This is a genomic window from Streptomyces sp. NPDC000404 (assembly GCF_040300365.1).
Taxonomy (GTDB): domain Bacteria; phylum Actinomycetota; class Actinomycetes; order Streptomycetales; family Streptomycetaceae; genus Streptomyces; species Streptomyces ramulosus.
In genome coordinates, this window is record NZ_JBEPDN010000011.1 from 16234 (window position 1) to 33599 (window position 17366).

Sequence of the window (17366 nt, forward strand, 5' to 3'; positions counted from 1 at the left end):
CACTCGGGTGTCCGGTGGTGGACCACGCACCCGGGCGTCCGGCGGTGGGCCTCGTGCCCGCGCGGCCGGTAGGTCGGGCGCCCGTGCGTCCCCTGGGGCCGGTGCTTGGGCGGGAGCCGCTGCTGCGGCCCGTCGGCCTGCATCCCGCCGGTGAGCGGGGCGGGGCGCCGCCCGGGGCGGTCGGTCCCAGGGTGGTGGCGCCGGGCGGCGCCGGGGGCTGCGGTGCGCGGCGGGGGTGCGGGACGGTCGGTAAGCCGTCGGGGCGGGAGCCGGGCGGGGCGGGCTCGGGCGGTGCGGTGGTGCGGGTCGGGAGGGTGGTCGTGGTGCCGGTCATGCGGTCGCCCCCGTTCTGCCGGGCCCGGTCCGTTACCGGGCAGTAGCTTCGGTGGGGCTCTTCTACCGACGGACCGGGCCGCGGGCAATGCGCCGCTCGCCGCGGCGGGGCCGCCGGAAAGTTCACCGTTCCGGGTGGCGACGGCGTGAACAGGCCTCGGGAGGCGGGTCCCGGCGTGCCGGAAGGGCGCCGTCCGGGCCGTGGGGGCGCCCCTCGAAAGGGGACGCGCGCCCGTATGCTGGCTGGCGCCCTGCCGGGCGCCGGGTACCTCTCCGGGCTCGATGAAATTGCGTGAATTGAGTGAAAGCGGCTGTCATGCGCGTCTACGTTCCCCTGACCCTTCCCGGGCTCGCCGAGGTGCACGGCAAGGGGGAGCTGGGTCCCGGCCCGCTGGACGCGTACGCCGTCACCCCGGCGCTGCGGGAGTGGCTCTCCGACGACATCGAGGAGCTGGAGTACACCGCGCTGGGCTACGCGGCCCAGGCGTCGCTGCGGCAGCTCGCCGCGCGGCCGGACGCCGCCCGGCGGCGCGTCGTCGTCGCGGTGGACGTGCCGGACGCCGCGGTGGCGGCCGCGCCCGGCGATGCGCAGGACCCCGCCGCGGTGCGGGTGACCGGTCCGGTGCCGATGAAGAAGGCGGCCGCGGTCCACGTGGACGCGTCCGACGCGGAGGAGGCCGTCGCGGCCGCCGCGTCCGCGCTCGCCGCCGCCGACGGGGGTGACGGGGCCGCGCTGCGGACGGTCGAGGGCGCGGAGGACCACGACCTGATGTGGTTCGGCGTCCAGGAGATCCCGGGCCTGCTCGGCTGAGGCGGCGACCGGCGTCGTCGCACCTGCTCGGCGCCGGGGCGCCCGGCCCGCGCCCCGGGCGTGAGGCGCCGCGCCCGGCGTGTGCCTCCGGGGCCGGGGAGCGGCGCGGGGGCGTTGTCAGTGGCGGCGGGTACGGTTTTTCGTGTGCCCGGCGCAGGGCGGTGGAGCGGACAGGGGGCAGGAATGGGCGAGCGCGCGACGCATCTGGTGTGGGACTGGAACGGCACGCTGTTCCACGACATCGACGCCGTGATCGGGGCGACCAACGCGGCGTTCGCGGAGGTCGGCATGGAGCCGATCACGCTGGAGCGCTACCGCGAGCTGTACCGCGTCCCCGTGCCGCTGTTCTACGAGCACCTGATGGGCCGGATGCCGACGGACGCCGAGTGGCTGGTGATGGACGAGGCGTTCCACCGCCACTACACCGACCGGCGCGGGCACTGCGGGCTGGCCGACGGGGCGGATGCCCTGCTGGCCGGGTGGCGTGCGGCCGGCGGCAGCCAGTCGATCCTGAGCATGTTCGGCCACGACGAGCTGATACCCCTGGTCCGGGGCTTCGGCATCGAGCCGCACTTCCTGCGGGTGGACGGCCGTAAGGGGCCCTCCGGCGGCGGCAAGAGCGAGGACATGGTGCGCCACCTCGCCGCGCTGGAGTCCGTGGACCCACACCGTACGGTCGTGATCGGGGACGCGGTGGACGACGCGGTGGCGGCCCGCCACGCGGGGGCGCAGGCGGTGCTCTACACCGGCGGCTCGCACAGCCGCGACCGGCTCCGGGCGGCGGGCGTCCCGATCGTCGACACCCTCGCCGAGGCGGTCGAGGTGGCCGGAAACCTGGCGGCGTGAGCCGGGAGCGGTGACATGCGGCGGGTCCCGGGTGGGCGGTCGGCCCCGGCGCGGCGAGGCCCGGCCTCCCGGCCCCGCACCCTCCGGCCCTGCCCGGTGCCCCGGCCTCCCGTGCCCGCCCGCGCCCCCGTCCTGCTCGGACGGCCCGGCCTCGTACCGCCACGCCCGCGCCTGTGCCCCGGCGCCCCGGGCCGGACCGGCCCGGACGTCCCCCACGCACAAACTCCCCGGTAGCCCGTTGTCCAGAAGGTCTAAGTTCGGGAGAGAGATTTGGACGTGTAAGGCCGATGACGGCACCGAAGCGAAGAGCGATAGCCTTGCAGCGTGATCAGCGCGATAACTCGCGGGGGCATCGAGGTCCCCGCCCTGCGCCCGGGACACGGATGTGACCGGGCGGCCGCTGGTCTCTGCGGCCACGAGCGCGTGACGACTACGTCAACAGTCTTCGACCGCGCCCAGGCCCGCGCTCAGCGCGGCATAGCGTCGGCAGCGACAGGACACCCCGCGTCACCGCGGCGTTGTGCAGCATCCACGGAGTTCTTCCACGACGTCACGCAACGGCGCGCGACAGGAGCCAGAGGACATGCAGAACAAGCTGGATGAAGCCAAGACCGAGCTGCTCGAACGGGCGGCCCGGGTCGTTGAAAGCAGCCCGGCCGGCAGCAAGAAGCCGGTCAGAGGTCTCGACCAGGAGACCCTCACGGGTTATCTCCAGCGCTACTACCTGCACACCGCCACCGAGGACCTCGCGGACCGCGACCCGGTGGACGTGTTCGGCGCCGCGATCTCGCACTTCCGTCTCGCCGAGAACCGTCCGCAGGGCACCGCCAACGTCCGCGTGCACACCCCGACCGTCGAGGAGAACGGCTGGACCTCCAGCCACTCCGTCGTCGAGGTGGTCACCGACGACATGCCCTTCCTCGTCGACTCGGTCACCAACGAGCTGTCCCGGCAGGGCCGCGGCATCCACCTGGTGATCCACCCGCAGGTCACCGTCCGCCGCGACGTCACCGGCAAGCTCCTGGAGGTCCTGGACCGCGGCGAGGCGGGCGGCGCCGCCGCGAAGCCCGCCGCCAAGCCCGCGGCCAAGGGCAAGGGCCGCACCGCCAAGGCCAAGGCCGCCGCCGAGCCCGAGCTGCCGCACGACGCGGTCACCGAGTCGTGGATCCACGTCGAGATGGACCGCGAGACCGACCGCGAGGACCTCAAGCAGATCACCGCGGACCTCCTCCGGGTGCTCTCCGACGTCCGCGAGGCCGTCGAGGACTGGGAGAAGATGCGCGGCGCCGCGCTGCGGATGGCCGACGAGCTGCCGTCCGAGCCGACCGCCGACGACCTGCGCGACCAGGAGATCGAGGAGGCCCGCGAGCTGCTGCGCTGGCTCGCCGCCGACCACTTCACCTTCCTCGGCTACCGCGAGTACGAGCTGATCACCGCCCCCGGTGAGGGCGGCGCCGAGGAGGACGTCCTCTCCGCCGTGCCCGGCACCGGCCTCGGCATCCTGCGCGCCGACCCGCAGCACGCCGAGGACGACGGCCACCCCGTCTCCCCGTCGTTCAACCGACTGCCGGCCGACGCCCGCGCCAAGGCCCGCGAGCACAAGCTGCTCATCCTCACCAAGGCCAACAGCCGCTCCACCGTCCACCGCCCGTCCTACCTCGACTACGTCGGCGTCAAGCGGTTCGACAAGGACGGCAACGTCATCGGCGAGCGCCGCTTCCTCGGCCTGTTCTCGTCGGCCGCGTACACCGAGTCGGTGCGCCGGGTGCCGGTGATCCGCCGCAAGGTCGACGAGGTACTGGCGGCCGCGGGCTTCACGCCGAACAGCCACGACGGCCGTGACCTGCTGCAGATCCTGGAGACCTACCCGCGCGACGAGCTGTTCCAGACGCCCGCCGACCAGCTGCGCTCCATCGCCACCAGCGTCCTCTACCTCCAGGAGCGCCGCCGCCTGCGGCTCTACCTCCGCCAGGACGAGTACGGCCGCTACTACTCCGCGCTGGTCTACCTCCCGCGCGACCGCTACACCACCGGCGTCCGGCTGCGGCTGATCGACATCCTCAAGGAGGAGCTGGGCGGCACCAGCGTCGACTTCACCGCCTGGAACACCGAGTCGATCCTCTCCCGGCTGCACTTCGTCGTCCGCGTCGAGCCCGGCGCCACGCTGCCGGACCTGACCGACGCCGATGTGGACCGCATCGAGGCGCGCCTGGTGGACGCCGCCCGCTCGTGGGCCGACGGCTTCGCCGAGGCGCTGACCGCCGAGGTCGGCGAGGAGCGCGCCGCCGAGCTGCTGCGCCGCTACGGCCGTTCCTTCCCCGAGGGCTACAAGGCCGACAACTCCCCGCGCAGCGCCGTCGCCGACATCCAGCACCTGGAGAAGCTCGCCGCCGACGAGGGCAAGGACTTCGCGGTCAGCCTCTACCAGCCGGTCGGCGCCGCGCCCAACGAGCGCCGCTTCAAGATCTACCGCACCGGTGAGCCGGTCTCGCTCTCCAAGGTGCTGCCGGGCCTGAACCGCCTGGGCGTCGAGGTCGTCGACGAGCGCCCCTACGAGCTGCCCTGCTCCGACTCCACGCTGGCCTGGGTCTACGACTTCGGCCTGCGGATGCCGGAGAAGGTCAACGGCGACGACGCCCGCGAGCGCTTCCAGGACGCCTTCACCGCCGTGTGGACCGGCGCCGCCGAGAGCGACGGCTTCAACGAGCTGGTGCTCCGCGCCGGCCTCGACTGGCGTCAGGCGATGGTGCTGCGGGCCTACGCGAAGTACCTGCGGCAGGCCGGGTCGACCTTCAGCCAGACGTACATGGAGGACACGCTCGCCAACAACGTCCACACCACCCGGCTGCTGGTCTCGCTCTTCGAGGCGCGGCTGTCGCCGGAGCGGCAGAGCGCCGGCACCGAGCTGATCGACGGGCTGCTGGAGGAGCTGGACGGCGCGCTCGACCAGGTCGCCTCGCTGGACGAGGACCGCATCCTGCGCTCGTTCCTCACCGTCATCAAGGCGACGCTGCGCACCAACCACTACCAGCGCGACGACGCGGGCCGCCCGCACGCGTACCTCTCGATGAAGCTGGACCCGCAGGCGATCCCGGACCTCCCGGCGCCCCGCCCGGCGTTCGAGATCTGGGTGTACTCGCCGAAGGTCGAGGGCGTGCACCTGCGCTTCGGCAAGGTGGCGCGCGGCGGTCTGCGCTGGTCGGACCGGCGGGAGGACTTCCGTACGGAGATCCTCGGCCTGGTCAAGGCGCAGATGGTCAAGAACACCGTCATCGTGCCGGTCGGCTCCAAGGGCGGTTTCGTCGGCAAGCAGCTGCCGGACCCGGCGCAGGGCCGCGACGCCTGGCTCGCCGAGGGCGTCGCCTGCTACCGCACCTTCATCTCCGGCCTGCTCGACATCACCGACAACCTCGTCGGCGGCGAGGTCGTGCACCCGCAGAACGTCGTCCGCCACGACGGCGACGACACCTACCTGGTCGTCGCCGCCGACAAGGGCACCGCGACCTTCTCCGACATCGCCAACGAGGTCGCCGAGTCGTACGGCTACTGGCTGGGCGACGCCTTCGCCTCCGGCGGCAGCGCGGGCTACGACCACAAGGGCATGGGCATCACCGCCCGCGGCGCCTGGGAGTCGGTCAAGCGCCACTTCCGGGAGCTGGGCCACGACACCCAGACCCAGGACTTCACCGCCGTCGGCGTCGGCGACATGTCCGGTGACGTGTTCGGCAACGGCATGCTGCTCAGCGAGCACATCCGCCTGGTCGCCGCCTTCGACCACCGCCACATCTTCCTCGACCCGAAGCCGGACGCGGCCACCTCGTACGCCGAGCGCCGCCGCCTGTTCGAGCTGCCGCGCTCGTCGTGGGCGGACTACAACACCGAGCTGCTGTCGCAGGGCGGCGGCGTCCACCCGCGGACGGCGAAGTCCATCCCGATCAACGCGCAGATCCGCGCGGCGCTCGGGCTGGAGGCAGGCGTCAAGAAGATGACGCCCGCCGAGCTGATGAAGGCCATCCTCAAGGCGCCGGTGGACCTGGTCTGGAACGGCGGCATCGGCACCTACGTCAAGTCGTCGGCCGAGTCGCACGCCGACGTCGGCGACAAGTCGAACGACGCGATCCGCGTCAACGGCGACGAGCTGCGCGCCAAGGTCGTCGGCGAGGGCGGCAACCTCGGTCTGACGCAGCTGGGCCGGATCGAGTTCGCCACCAACGGCGGGAAGATCAACACCGACGCGATCGACAACAGCGCCGGTGTGGACACCTCCGACCACGAGGTGAACATCAAGATCCTGCTCAACGCGGTGGTCGCCAACGGCGACATGACGGTCAAGCAGCGCAACAAGCTGCTCGCCGCGATGACCGACGAGGTCGGCGCGCTGGTGCTGCGCAACAACTACGCGCAGAACACCGCGCTGGCGCTGGCCCAGGCGCAGTCCGGCGCCATGATCCACGCCCAGCAGCGCTTCCTGCGCCGCCTGGTGCGCGACGGCCACCTCGACCGCGCGCTGGAGTTCCTGCCCACCGACCGGCAGATCCGCGAGCGGCTGAGCCAGGGCCGGGGTCTGACCCAGCCGGAGACCGCGGTCCTGCTCGCGTACACCAAGATCACGGTGGCCGATGCGCTGATCCGGACGGGGCTGCCGGACGACCCGTACCTCCAGCACCTGCTCAACGCGTACTTCCCGTCCGCGCTGCACGAGAAGTTCGCCGAGCAGATCGAGGGCCACGCGCTGCGCCGCGAGATCGTCACCACGGTGATGGTCAACGACACCGTCAACACCGGTGGTACGAGCTTCCTGCACCGGATGCGGGAGGAGACCGGCGCCTCGCTGGAAGAGGTGGTGCGGGCGCACACCGCGGCCCGGGCGATCTTCCGGCTCAACCAGGTGTGGGACGACGTCGAGGCGCTGGACAACCGCGTCGCGGCCGCCGTCCAGACCCGGATCCGGCTGCACAGCCGCCGGCTCGTCGAGCGCGGCACCCGCTGGCTGCTCAACAACCGCCCGCAGCCGCTGGCGCTGTCGGAGACCATCGACTTCTTCCGCGACCGGGTCGCCACGGTCTGGGAGCAGCTGCCGAAGCTGCTCCAGGGCGGCGCCCGCGAGTGGTACGAGTCGAACCTCGCGGAGCTGACGGAGGCGGGCGTCCCGGAGGCGCTGGCCGTCCAGGTCTCCGGCTTCTCGGCGGCCTTCCCGGCGCTGGACATCGTCGCCGTCGCCGACCGCACCGGCAAGGAGCCGCTGGCCGTCGCCGAGGTCTACTACGACCTGGGCGACCGGCTGCGGATCAACCAGCTCCTGGACCGCATCCTGGAGCTGCCGCGCGACGACCGCTGGCAGTCGATGGCGCGTGCGTCGATCCGTGAGGACCTGTTCGCCGCGCACGCCGCGCTCACCTCGGACGTGCTGTCCGAGGGCGACGCCTCCGCCACGCCGGAGCAGCGCTTCTCGGCGTGGGAGGAGAAGAACGCCGCGATCCTGGGCCGCGCCCGCGCGACCCTGGAGGAGATCCACGGTTCGGAGGGCTTCGACCTGGCGAACCTCTCGGTCGCGATGCGGACGATGCGCACCCTGATGCGGACGCACAGCTGACGCAGCCGGCCGCGCCCGTGCGCGCGCGAGGGCCCCCGGAGCAGCGGCTCCGGGGGCCCTCGCCCGTATCCGGGGGCGCTATTTGTGGCCCTCGTACGCCCGGACGACCTCGTCGGTCGGGCCGTCCATGACGAGTTCGCCCTTCTCCAGCCACAGGACGCGGTCGCAGGTGTCGCGGATCGACTTGTTGTTGTGGCTGACGAGGAAGACGGTGCCGGCTTCCTCGCGCAGTTCGCGGATGCGGGCCTCGGAGCGCTTCTGGAAGGCGCGGTCGCCGGTGGCCAGCGCCTCGTCGATCATCAGCACGTCGTGGTTCTTGGCGGCGGCGATGGAGAACCGCAGCCGGGCGGCCATGCCGGAGGAGTAGGTGCGCATCGGCAGGGAGATGAAGTCGCCCTTCTCGTTGATGCCGGAGAAGTCGACGATGTCCTGGTAGCGGGCGCGGACCTCCTCGCGGCTCATGCCCATGGCGAGGCCGCCGAGGAGGACGTTCTTCTCGCCGGTCAGGTCGTTCATCATGGCCGCGTTGACGCCGAGCAGCGAGGGCTGGCCGTCGGTGTAGACGCGCCCGGCGGCGGGTGGCAGCAGTCCGGCGATGGCCCGCAGCAGCGTGGACTTCCCGGAGCCGTTGGAGCCGATGAGGCCGATCGCCTCGCCCTTGTGCGCGGTGAAGGTGACGCCGCGCACGGCGTGCACCTCGCGGGTCCCGGCGGTGGTGGTGCGGCGGACGATCCGGCGCAGCGCGGAGACCGCGTTGCCGCGGCCGCCGCCCGCGCCGTGGACCTTGTAGACGATGTGGACGTCGTCGGCGATGACGGTGGGGACGCGGCCGTCGGCGGCGGGGGCGCCGGTGCCGGTGGTTTCGGTGGTGAGCGTGGTGGTGTCAGCCACGGCCGTACTCCTCCTCCGCCTTCCAGAAGAAGACATAGCCGACCGTGCCGGAGAGCAGCGCCCAGCCCAGGGCCATCGGCCAGACGTGGGCGGGCAGTGCGGAGGCGCGGACGGAGTCGATCAGGGCGTACCGCATCAGGTCGATGTAGATCAGTGCGGGGTTGGCGTTCAGGGCCGCCGCGACGAGCGCCGGGGCGTGCTGGGTGAAGACCGAGAGGTTGTAGAAGACGCCCGAGACGTACATCCAGGTGCGCAGGACGAACGGCATGAGCTGGGCGGTGTCGGTGGTGCGGGCGCCGATCCTGGCCATGATCATCGCGAGCCCGGCGTTGAAGACGGACTGGAGCAGCAGTGCCGGGATCATCAGCAGCCAGTGCCAGGTCAGCGGCACCCCGCAGAGCAGCACGATGGCGGCGAGCACCCCCATCGAGAAGATCAGCTGCTGGAGCTGGATCAGGGTGTACGCGATCGGCAGGCAGGCGCGCGGGAAGTGCAGCGCGCGGACCAGCCCGAGGCTGCCGGAGACCGCGCGGGTACCGGCGAGCACGGTGGACTGGGTGAAGGTGAAGACGAAGATGCCGGTGCACAGGAACGGGATGAAGTCCGGGATGCCGCGGTCGGTGTGGAGCAGCATGCCGAAGATCAGGTAGTAGACCCCGGCGTTGAACAGCGGCGTCATCACCTGCCAGAGCTGGCCCAGCCGTGCGGTGGTGTAGAGCGCGGTGAGCCTGGCGGTGGCGAAGGCGGTGATGAAGTGGCGCCGCGCCCAGAGCCTGCGGGTGTACTCCGGCAGGGCCGGGCGGGCGCCGCTGAGCGTCAGTCCGTGGCGCGCGGCCAGTTCGCGCAGCCGCGGATCGGGCGCGGCGCCGGGGCCGGGGAGGCGGGCGGTGTCCGGTCCGGCCGGTGCGGGGGGAGCGAGGGTCTGGGGCATGGGGCCGCTTTCGTACGGGCCGACGGGCGCGGAGCGGGTCCGGTGCGCACCGAGGGGCGACGGGGTCCGGCGCGCGGGGTGCGCGGTGGCGGACGGCGGGAGGGTCGGGGAGGTCCGGGGTCGGTGGGGCCGGGGCCTCGGGGGCCGGGGCCGTACGGGGTCGGCGTACGGCAGGCCGTGGCGTCTACGTCGGAACGGGACCGTTTCGTCGTGACGTCGGAGCGAGACTAGGGCGAGTCGACGTCGAGACGCAACCGTAGCGTCGTGACGCTATGCTCAAGCCATGGCAAAGAACGGGAGCGATCACACGTCCGCGACGGCGCGCCGGGCCCCGGCCGGGGCGGCCGTGCTGCGGGAGGACAAGACCGCCGCGATCCGGGCCGCGGTCTTCGCGGAACTGGCCGCGGTGGGGTTCGCCCGGATGTCGATCGAGGGCATCGCGCGGCGGGCCGGGGTCGGCAAGACGGCCGTCTACCGGCGCTGGCGCTCCAAGCTCCATCTGGTGCTCGACGTGGTCTCGGCGCTGGCCGCCGAGGGGCTGCCGACACCCGACACGGGCACGCTCCGCGGCGATGTGCGGATGCTCCTGGAGGTGGCCGCCCGGACGCTGCGCCATCCGATGGCCTCGCAGATCATCCCGGATCTGCTGGCGGAGGCGGCGCGCAGCCCGGAGCTGGCCGAGGCGCTGAAGGCCGCGCTCCACGACGGCCAGGAGGGCATGGCGGCGGCGATGGTGGCCCGGGCGGTCGAGCGCGGCGAACTGCCCGGGGACGCCGACGGCCGGCTGGCGCTGGACCTGATGACGGGCCCGCTCTACTGGCGGCTGGTGGTCGCCCGCGACGAGCTGCCCGACGGCTATCTGGACGAGCTGGCGGACGCGGTGACGGGGGCGCTGGGCGCGGGGAGGTAGCGGTCGGGCCGGGCGCGGGACCGCCGCGGCCCGGCGGGCCGGGCCTGAGAGCGCCGCCCGGCCCGGGCGCGGCTTCCGGTCCGGGCACGGCCCTCAACTCGGGCGCGGCCCCCGGCCCGGAGCGCGGCCCCCGCCCCGGAGCCCGGCGGCGGGCCGCCCGGTGGCCCCGCCCGCCGCCTCCCCGCGCGGGCTCAGCCGGCCAGTTCCACGTCGTCGGCCGAGACCCCGGCGCCCGCCACGACGGTCGCGCCCGTCGCCGCGGCCGCCTCCCGCGGCGACGGCGCCACGGTGCGCTCGGCGAGCGGCAGCGGCGCCGGCGTCGGCTCCTGGCCCAGGAAGAGCGCGCGCACCACGCGCTCCGCCGCGTGACCGTCGTCCCACTGGCAGAAGCGGGCGCGGAAGGCGGCGCGCAGCGCGGTGGCCTCGGCGCCGTCCCAGCGGCCGCTGCGGAACGCGTCGATCAGCTCGTCCTCGTTGGTGGCGATGACGCCGGGCGTCTCGCCCTTCTCGCCGGACAGCAGGTCGAAGGTGACGCCGCGGGAGCGGACGTAGACGTCCCAGTCGTCGGCGTAGGTGAGGATCGGCCGGTCGAGGTTGGCGTAGTCGAACATGATCGACGAGTAGTCCGTGATCAGCGCGTCGGCGGCCAGGCAGAGGTCCTCGACGACCGGGTAGGTGGAGACGTCGATCAGCGCGCCGCGCTCCTGCAGCTCCGCCAGGCGGGGGTCCGCGCCGTAGAAGTAGTGGGTGCGCACCAGCAGGACGACGTCCTCGCCCAGCTCGCGGGTGACGCGCTCCAGGTCCATCCGCGGGACGTATCCGGCCTGGTAGTCGCGGACCGTCGGCGCGTAGAGGACGGCGGTGCGGCCGGGGGCGATGCCCAGGCGCTCGCGGATGGCGAGGACGTCCTCGGCGGTGGCGCGGTAGTAGACGTCGTTGCGCGGGTAGCCGGCGTCGAGCGAGCGGAAGGCGCACGGGTAGACCCGCTCCCACTGCTCGGCGGAGTGCTGGTTGGCGGTGAGGGAGAGGTCCCAGCGGTCGGCGCGCTCCAGGAGCCCGCGCATGCTCATGCCCTTGGCGGCGGCCGGGTACTTCTGCTGGTCGATGCCCATCCGCTTCAGCGGCGTGCCGTGGTGGGTCTGGAGGTGCACCTGCTCGGGGCGCTTGACGATCTCCCCGGCGAAGTTGACGTTGTTGATCAGGTACTTGGCCCGGGCCATCACCTCCCAGTAGCGCGGGGAGTTCGCCACCACGAAGTCCGTCCCGGCGGGGACGGTGTCCTCCGCGCCCTTACGGATCACCCAGACGCCGTGCACATGCGGCGCCAGCTCCTTCGCCTTCTCGTAGACGGCGAGCGGGTTGCAGGCGGGCGTGCGGTTCCAGTAGGCGGAGTAGACGGCGAGGTTCTCGTCCACCGGGCGGCGCAGCTGGAGCTGGTAGAAGCGGTGGTAGGCGTGCTTGCCCACGGTGCGGCGGGCCTTGCGCAGCCGGTCGCGCCCGGCGATGCGGGCGCCGTTGACCAGCTTCAGCGCCTGGAACGCCTGGTACGAGCCGCGCCGCAGCGCCTGGTACTTCGCGCCGTCGATACCGGGCGGCACCACGAAACCGGCGGGCTCCAGCTGCCGGTACATCGCGGCGGCGCGGTGGAAGAACTCCGGGCGGTCGGCCGGGGTGACGCGGTTCTCGCGGGCGAAGGTGAAGAGGAAGTGGCTCACCATCCGCTCGAACATCAGCGGGCGGACGCGGTCGAGGTCCGGGCGGGTGTCGAGGAAGGCGAAGAGGCGGCGGTACTGCGCGAAGATCGTGAAGTGGGTGCGGCCCGGCGTCTTCATGGAGTTGCCCTGGCGGCGCTGGCGGTACTCCACACAGACCTGGTCCAGGCAGCCGGCGGTCTCGGCGGTCAGCATCGTCGTGTACACCATGAGCGCGTCCTCGTAGACGCCGTCGGTGAAGGCGAAGCCGTTGCCGGTGAAGAAGTCGCGGCGGAAGGCGCGGTTCCAGACGACCGCGAAGAGGTTGAGGTACTCCAGCCGGTCGGCCGGGCGGAAGGTCTCCGTGCCCGCCTGGGCCAGCAGCTCACCGCTGGCGCTCGGCTGGACCTTGTTCCACCAGTACGTGCGGACGTGGTCGAAGAGCAGGATCTGAGGGTCCGCGGTCTCCTTGAGGCGGTCGGCCATCGCCCGCAGCGAGCCGGGCGCGAAGGTGTCGTCGCTGTCGAGGAAGAGCAGGTAGTCGCCGCGCGCCCGCGCCACGCCGGTGTTGCGCGCCTGGCCGATGCCGCCGTTCTCCGCGTGGTGCACGGCGATCACCCGCGCGTCGCGCGCCGCGTACTCGTCCAGGATCGCGCCGCAGCCGTCGGGTGAGCGGTCGTCGACCGCGATCACCTCGAAGTCGGGGAAGTCCTGCGACAGCACCGAGTCCAGGCACTCCCGCAGGTAACCCTGCACCTTGTACACGGGCACGATGACGCTGAAGCGGGGGGCGGAACCGGTGACTGCCTCGGACATGTGGCGGCTACTCCTCGTGACGAAACGAGCGCGGAAGGCGGGAAAAATCCCTGCGGAAGGCATATCTGCGCCAGTTGTATGACTGGAGTTCACCGGAAAGGGTTGCCGCCCGTTACCGGAAAGTTCTGTGGCCCTCGTTACATATCCGGGTAAGAACGGGCATGTCGGCGGTTTCGCCCAACCACCGTACGTAGTCGCCGAACGCCCTCCGTGTCCGCGTACGGGCGCCCGCGCGCGTGGGCCACCTCACGGCGGGCGGCGGAACCGGACCGGGACGGCGTGCCTCTACACAAGGGAGGCGCCGGGGCGTCCGGAGCGCGCAGCGGTCCGGCTGCCGGGTGCCGCCGCCGCGGGGTGACCCGCCCGGGGCGCATGCCACGGACGGGTGGTCCGGCGCACGAATAACCGTAGGAATTACCGCCGTTGTCCGTCCCGTAAGCCACGGCGCGAGCGGCCCGGCGCGGTAGTTTTGATGGCTCGTACGGCAAAGGAAACAGAGGATAGGGGTGCCCGTGCCTGACGTCTCCGTAGTCGTGATCGTCTACAACGACGCAGAACGACTGCCGACCGCCGTCCGGTCCGCCGTGGACCAGACGCTGCACGGTGTCGAAGTGGTCATCGTCGACGACTGCAGCACGGACAGATCGTTCGCCGTCGCGCAGGAACTGGCCGCCGCCCACCCCGGCAAGGTCCGCGCGCTCCAGCTGCCGCAGAACAGCGGCGGCTGCGGCGCCCCGCGCAACCACGGCGTCGCCCACGCCCGCGGCACCTACGTGATGTTCCTCGACAGCGACGACGTCCTGGAGCCCAACGCCTGCCGCAACATGCTCGACGCCGCCGAGCGCACCGGCGCCGACCTGGTCTCCGGCATGTGCGTGCGGGTCCACGTCGACACCCGCACCAAGAAGACCGTCGAGTGGTACCCGTGGCTCTACGCCCGCACCCGGACCCTCGAATCGATCTCCGAGCTGCCCGATCTGCTGGTCTTCGACACCCTGTCGACCAACAAGTGCTACCGCCGCGAATTCCTCCGGGAAGCCGGACTGGAATTCCCCGTCGGCATCCACTACGAGGACCTGCTCTTCTCCGCGCAGGCGTACGTCGCCGCCCGCCGCATCACGCTGATCCCCAATCACGTCTACTTCTGGAACGTCTTCGAGAAGGCGGCCACGAAATCGATCAGCAATCGGCGCCATGAAATCGCCAACTTCGCGCACCGCATGGAAATCCACCGGCGCGTCGACGAACTCCTCGCGGAACAGGGTCTGGACGATCTGAAGTTCCACAAGGACGTCAAATTCCTCAAGCACGACCTCGTACTGCACCTGCGGGATCTGCCGCTGCTCGACGAGGGCTACCGCCGCGAATTCGCCGAGATGGCCAACGGCTACCTCGCCGGGATCGCCCCCGAGGCGTACGAGCGCGTCCAGCCGATACAGGCCATCTGCGCCTACCTCCTCGGCAAGGAGGACTGGCCGGCGCTGATGCCCGCGGTCGACACCCTCATCAACCGCGACAAGCTCTCCGCCCCGCTCACCGAGCGTGACGGCCGCGTCTACTGGACCGACCGCCACCTCGACGACCCCGAGGGCCGCCGCGTCCTCGACGTCACCGACGCCGGCTACCACACCCGCCCGCTCGGCAAGCTCTTCCTCCGCAACCAGCTCACCGGCTACACCGACGACGGCCGCGGCACCGTCGAGCTGTCCGGCGAGGTCGTCAACCCGCTCGGCGCGGTGACCCCGGCCACCCCGTTGCGCGGCCGGATCGAGCTGAAGGCCCGCCGCCGCAGCCTGCAGACCTTCTCCTTCCCGCTGCGCACCCTGCGCCTCGACGGCGACCGCATCCGCTGGGACGCGAAGCTGGACCTCGCCCGCCGGCTGCGCCCGCTCGGCGTGATCGACGCGGTCTGGGACGTCCGGCTGATCCTGGACGCCGACGGCGAGCTCACCCGCACCCGGCTGACCGTCGGCGGCGTCGACCTCGACGCGGCGCACGCCCTGCGCGTCCGCCCCCGGCTCACCCGCCTGGTCTCCGACCGCATCGAGCCCGCCCCCTCCAAGCGCGGCCACCTCACCTTCGTGCTGCGCGCCGAGAGCCGCGCCAGCCGCGGAACCCAGAAGCTGCTCGGCGAGGCGCTGCGCAGCCCCGCCGCCGCCCTCGCCAAGACCGGCATCCGCAAGGCCCGCAAGGCCAAGCGGCAGCTCAGCTCCGGCGAGACCAAGCTCCGCGTCTACCACGAGGCGTTCAGCAAGCTCCCCATCCGCAAGGGCCTCGTCGTCTTCGAGAGCCACCTCGGCAAGCAGTACAGCGACAGTCCCCGCGCGATCTACGAGGAGATGCGCCGCCGGGGCATCGAGTTCGAGGCGGTGTGGAGCTACGCCGGGAAGAAGCCCGACGGCTTCCCCGAGGACGCCACCCTCGTCAAGCGCTGGAGCTGGCAGTACCTGCGGGCGCTGGCCCAGGCGGAGTTCTGGATCGACAACCAGGGCTACCCGCTCAAGCTCACCAAGCGCCCCGAGACGACCTACCTCCAGACCTGGCACGGCTCGGCGCTCAAGCGGATGGGCTTCGACGAGCCCCGGCTGCGGCTCCAGCCGCGCGCCGCGAAGGACGCCTACCAGCAGGTCCTCGACCGCTTCGACCACTTCCTGATCCGCTCCGAGCACGACGAGCGCACCCTCGCCCGCGCCTTCCGGCTCCGCCCCGAGGTGCTGCTGCGCACCGGCTACCCCCGCAACGACGCACTGGTCGCCGCCCGCCGCGCCGAGGAAGAGTCCGGCACCCGCACCCGCGGCCCGCTCGCCGCCGAACTGGGCATCCCCGCCGACAAGAAGGTCCTGCTCTACGCGCCGACCTTCCGCGCCGCCGCGAACGGCAAGGTCAAGGGCTTTGAGCTGCCCTTCGACGTCGACGAGTTCGCGGCCCGCTTCGGCGACCGCTACGTCCTGCTGATCCGCTCGCACTACCTCAACCACGTGGTGCTGCCGCCGTCCGTCCGCGGCACCGTCATCGACGTCACCGGCCACCACGACATCACCCCGCTGATGGAGCTGGCCGACGGCCTCATCACCGACTACTCCTCGGTGATGTTCGACTACGCCCTCCTCGACCGGCCGATGGTCTTCTACGCCTACGACTACGACGAGTACGCCAACGAGGCCCGCGGCACCTACTTCGACCTCAAGGCCACCGCCCCCGGCCCGTTCGTCGAGACCGAGGACGCCCTCTTCGACGCCCTCGACCACCTCAAGTCGGCAGACGCCGAACACCGCGAGGCCCGGCAGCGGTTCACCGCCGCCTACGGCGAGTACGACCGGGGGGACGCGGCCCGCCGCGTCGTCGACCGGTTCTTCGGCACCGCGGAGCGCGAAGGAGACGCCAAGTGACCGGCCGCGACATCTACTTCGTCTGCAACAACACCGACGAGATGGGCGGGGTGACCACCTGGACCCACCAGATGGCCCGTCTCTTCGCCGAGCGCGGCCACCGGCCGCACATCATCGGCATCGTCCCGGCGGCCCCGGAACTCCGCGCCGACCTCGGCGAACTGCCCTACCCCACCGAAACCCTCTACACCGAGCACCCGCCGAAGACCGGCCCGGTGCGCGGCGTCAAGGGCCGGCTCAACCTCGCCGAGCGGCGCCGCCGCGCCGCGCGGGACGCCGGGATGCGGGAGGCGGCCGACCGGCTCTCCGCCCGCTTCGCCACCGCCCGCCCCGGCGGCGTCGTCATCTGCACCCAGGTGTGGGCCATGGAGTGGGTGACGCTCGCCGACACCGCCGGGATGCCGGTGATCGGCATGAGCCACGAGTCGTTCACCGCCTGCCGTGCCTCCTCCCGCTTCGCCCGCGTCAAGCGCTACTACGAGGGCGTCGACCGGCTCCTCGCCCTCACCCGCGAGGACGCCGACCTGTGGATCCGGGCCGGTATGGACAACGCCGACTTCATGCCGAACCCGCTGCCGGTCATGCCGGACGTGCCCTCGGCCCGTACGGAGAAGGTCGTCGCGAGCATCGGGCGGCTCTCCGACGAGAAGGGCGTCGACCTGCTCCTCGACACCTGGGCGCTTCTCGCCCCCCGCCACCCGGACTGGCTGCTGCGGATCTACGGCTCCGGCGAGGACGAGGAGCTGCTGCTCAAGCAGCGCGAGGCGCTGGGCCTGGAGCGGTCGGTGGAGTTCATGGGCCGCACCGACGACGTTCCCGAGGCGCTGCGCGGCGCCGCGGTCTTCGCCCAGTCCTCGCGCGCCGAGGGCTTCCCGCTGTCGCTGATGGAGGCGATGGCCGCGGCGGTGCCGTGCGTGGCGTTCGACTGCGCGCCCGGCGTCCACGAGATCGTCAGCGACGGCGAGGACGGTCTGCTGGCCCAGCCCGGCAACATCAACGAACTCGCCGCCCACCTGGAGAGCCTGCTCACCGACCAGGAGCTGCGCGACCGGCTCGGCACCGCCGCCCGGGAGAACGTCCGGCGCTACTCCACCGACCGCATCACCCGCCGTTGGGAGGACCTCTTCGCCTTCCTGGAGCGCTGAGCGGGCCGGT

9 protein-coding genes are annotated in these 17366 nt (G+C 72.1%); 6 read left to right on the top strand and 3 right to left on the bottom strand.

The window, feature by feature from the left end; all coding sequences use genetic code 11:
• Nucleotides 1-649 precede the first annotated feature (649 nt).
• The 3 genes from ABT345_RS21540 (at nucleotide 650) to ABT345_RS21550 (ending at nucleotide 7583) form a co-directional block, all read left to right on the top strand.
• Nucleotides 650-1144: a DUF6912 family protein gene (locus ABT345_RS21540; RefSeq protein ID WP_345084978.1), complete on the top strand. Its 495-nt coding sequence runs from the start codon at nucleotides 650-652 to the stop codon at nucleotides 1142-1144.
• Nucleotides 1145-1327: 183 nt separating this feature from the next.
• Nucleotides 1328-1990, top strand: coding sequence for an HAD family hydrolase (locus tag ABT345_RS21545; protein WP_345084975.1), 663 nt, complete (start codon nucleotides 1328-1330; stop codon nucleotides 1988-1990).
• A gap of 583 nt (nucleotides 1991-2573) precedes the next feature.
• Complete coding sequence (locus ABT345_RS21550; protein ID WP_345084972.1) at nucleotides 2574-7583, top strand: NAD-glutamate dehydrogenase; 5010 nt, start codon at nucleotides 2574-2576, stop codon at nucleotides 7581-7583.
• Between the two features lie 78 nt (nucleotides 7584-7661).
• Here the strand turns inward: ABT345_RS21550 and ABT345_RS21555 are convergent, their stop codons facing one another.
• Together ABT345_RS21555 and ABT345_RS21560 are read right to left on the bottom strand one after the other, a co-directional pair.
• On the bottom strand, nucleotides 7662-8474 hold the full coding sequence (locus tag ABT345_RS21555; protein WP_345084969.1) for an ABC transporter ATP-binding protein: 813 nt from the start codon (nucleotides 8472-8474) through the stop codon (nucleotides 7662-7664).
• Nucleotides 8467-9405 carry an ABC transporter permease gene (locus ABT345_RS21560; RefSeq protein WP_345084966.1) on the bottom strand — a complete coding sequence of 313 codons (939 nt, stop codon included), beginning with the start codon at nucleotides 9403-9405 and terminating at the stop codon, nucleotides 8467-8469. Before ABT345_RS21560 ends, ABT345_RS21555 begins: the two co-directional genes overlap by 8 nt.
• Before the next feature lie 283 nt (nucleotides 9406-9688).
• Between ABT345_RS21560 and ABT345_RS21565 the strand changes: the two genes are divergently transcribed.
• On the top strand, nucleotides 9689-10315 hold the full coding sequence (locus ABT345_RS21565; protein ID WP_345084963.1) for a TetR/AcrR family transcriptional regulator: 627 nt from the start codon (nucleotides 9689-9691) through the stop codon (nucleotides 10313-10315).
• Between the two features lie 191 nt (nucleotides 10316-10506).
• Here the strand turns inward: ABT345_RS21565 and ABT345_RS21570 are convergent, their stop codons facing one another.
• Nucleotides 10507-12822: a bifunctional glycosyltransferase/CDP-glycerol:glycerophosphate glycerophosphotransferase gene (locus tag ABT345_RS21570; protein ID WP_345084960.1), complete on the bottom strand. Its 2316-nt coding sequence runs from the start codon at nucleotides 12820-12822 to the stop codon at nucleotides 10507-10509.
• 506 nt (nucleotides 12823-13328) lie between these two features.
• Between ABT345_RS21570 and ABT345_RS21575 the strand changes: the two genes are divergently transcribed.
• Together ABT345_RS21575 and ABT345_RS21580 are read left to right on the top strand one after the other, a co-directional pair.
• Nucleotides 13329-16211 carry a bifunctional glycosyltransferase/CDP-glycerol:glycerophosphate glycerophosphotransferase gene (locus ABT345_RS21575; RefSeq protein WP_345084957.1) on the top strand — a complete coding sequence of 961 codons (2883 nt, stop codon included), beginning with the start codon at nucleotides 13329-13331 and terminating at the stop codon, nucleotides 16209-16211.
• Entirely contained in the window at nucleotides 16208-17356 is a 1149-nt protein-coding gene (locus tag ABT345_RS21580) for a glycosyltransferase (protein ID WP_345084954.1), read from the top strand. Before ABT345_RS21575 ends, ABT345_RS21580 begins: the two co-directional genes overlap by 4 nt.
• Nucleotides 17357-17366: the final 10 nt, after the last annotated feature.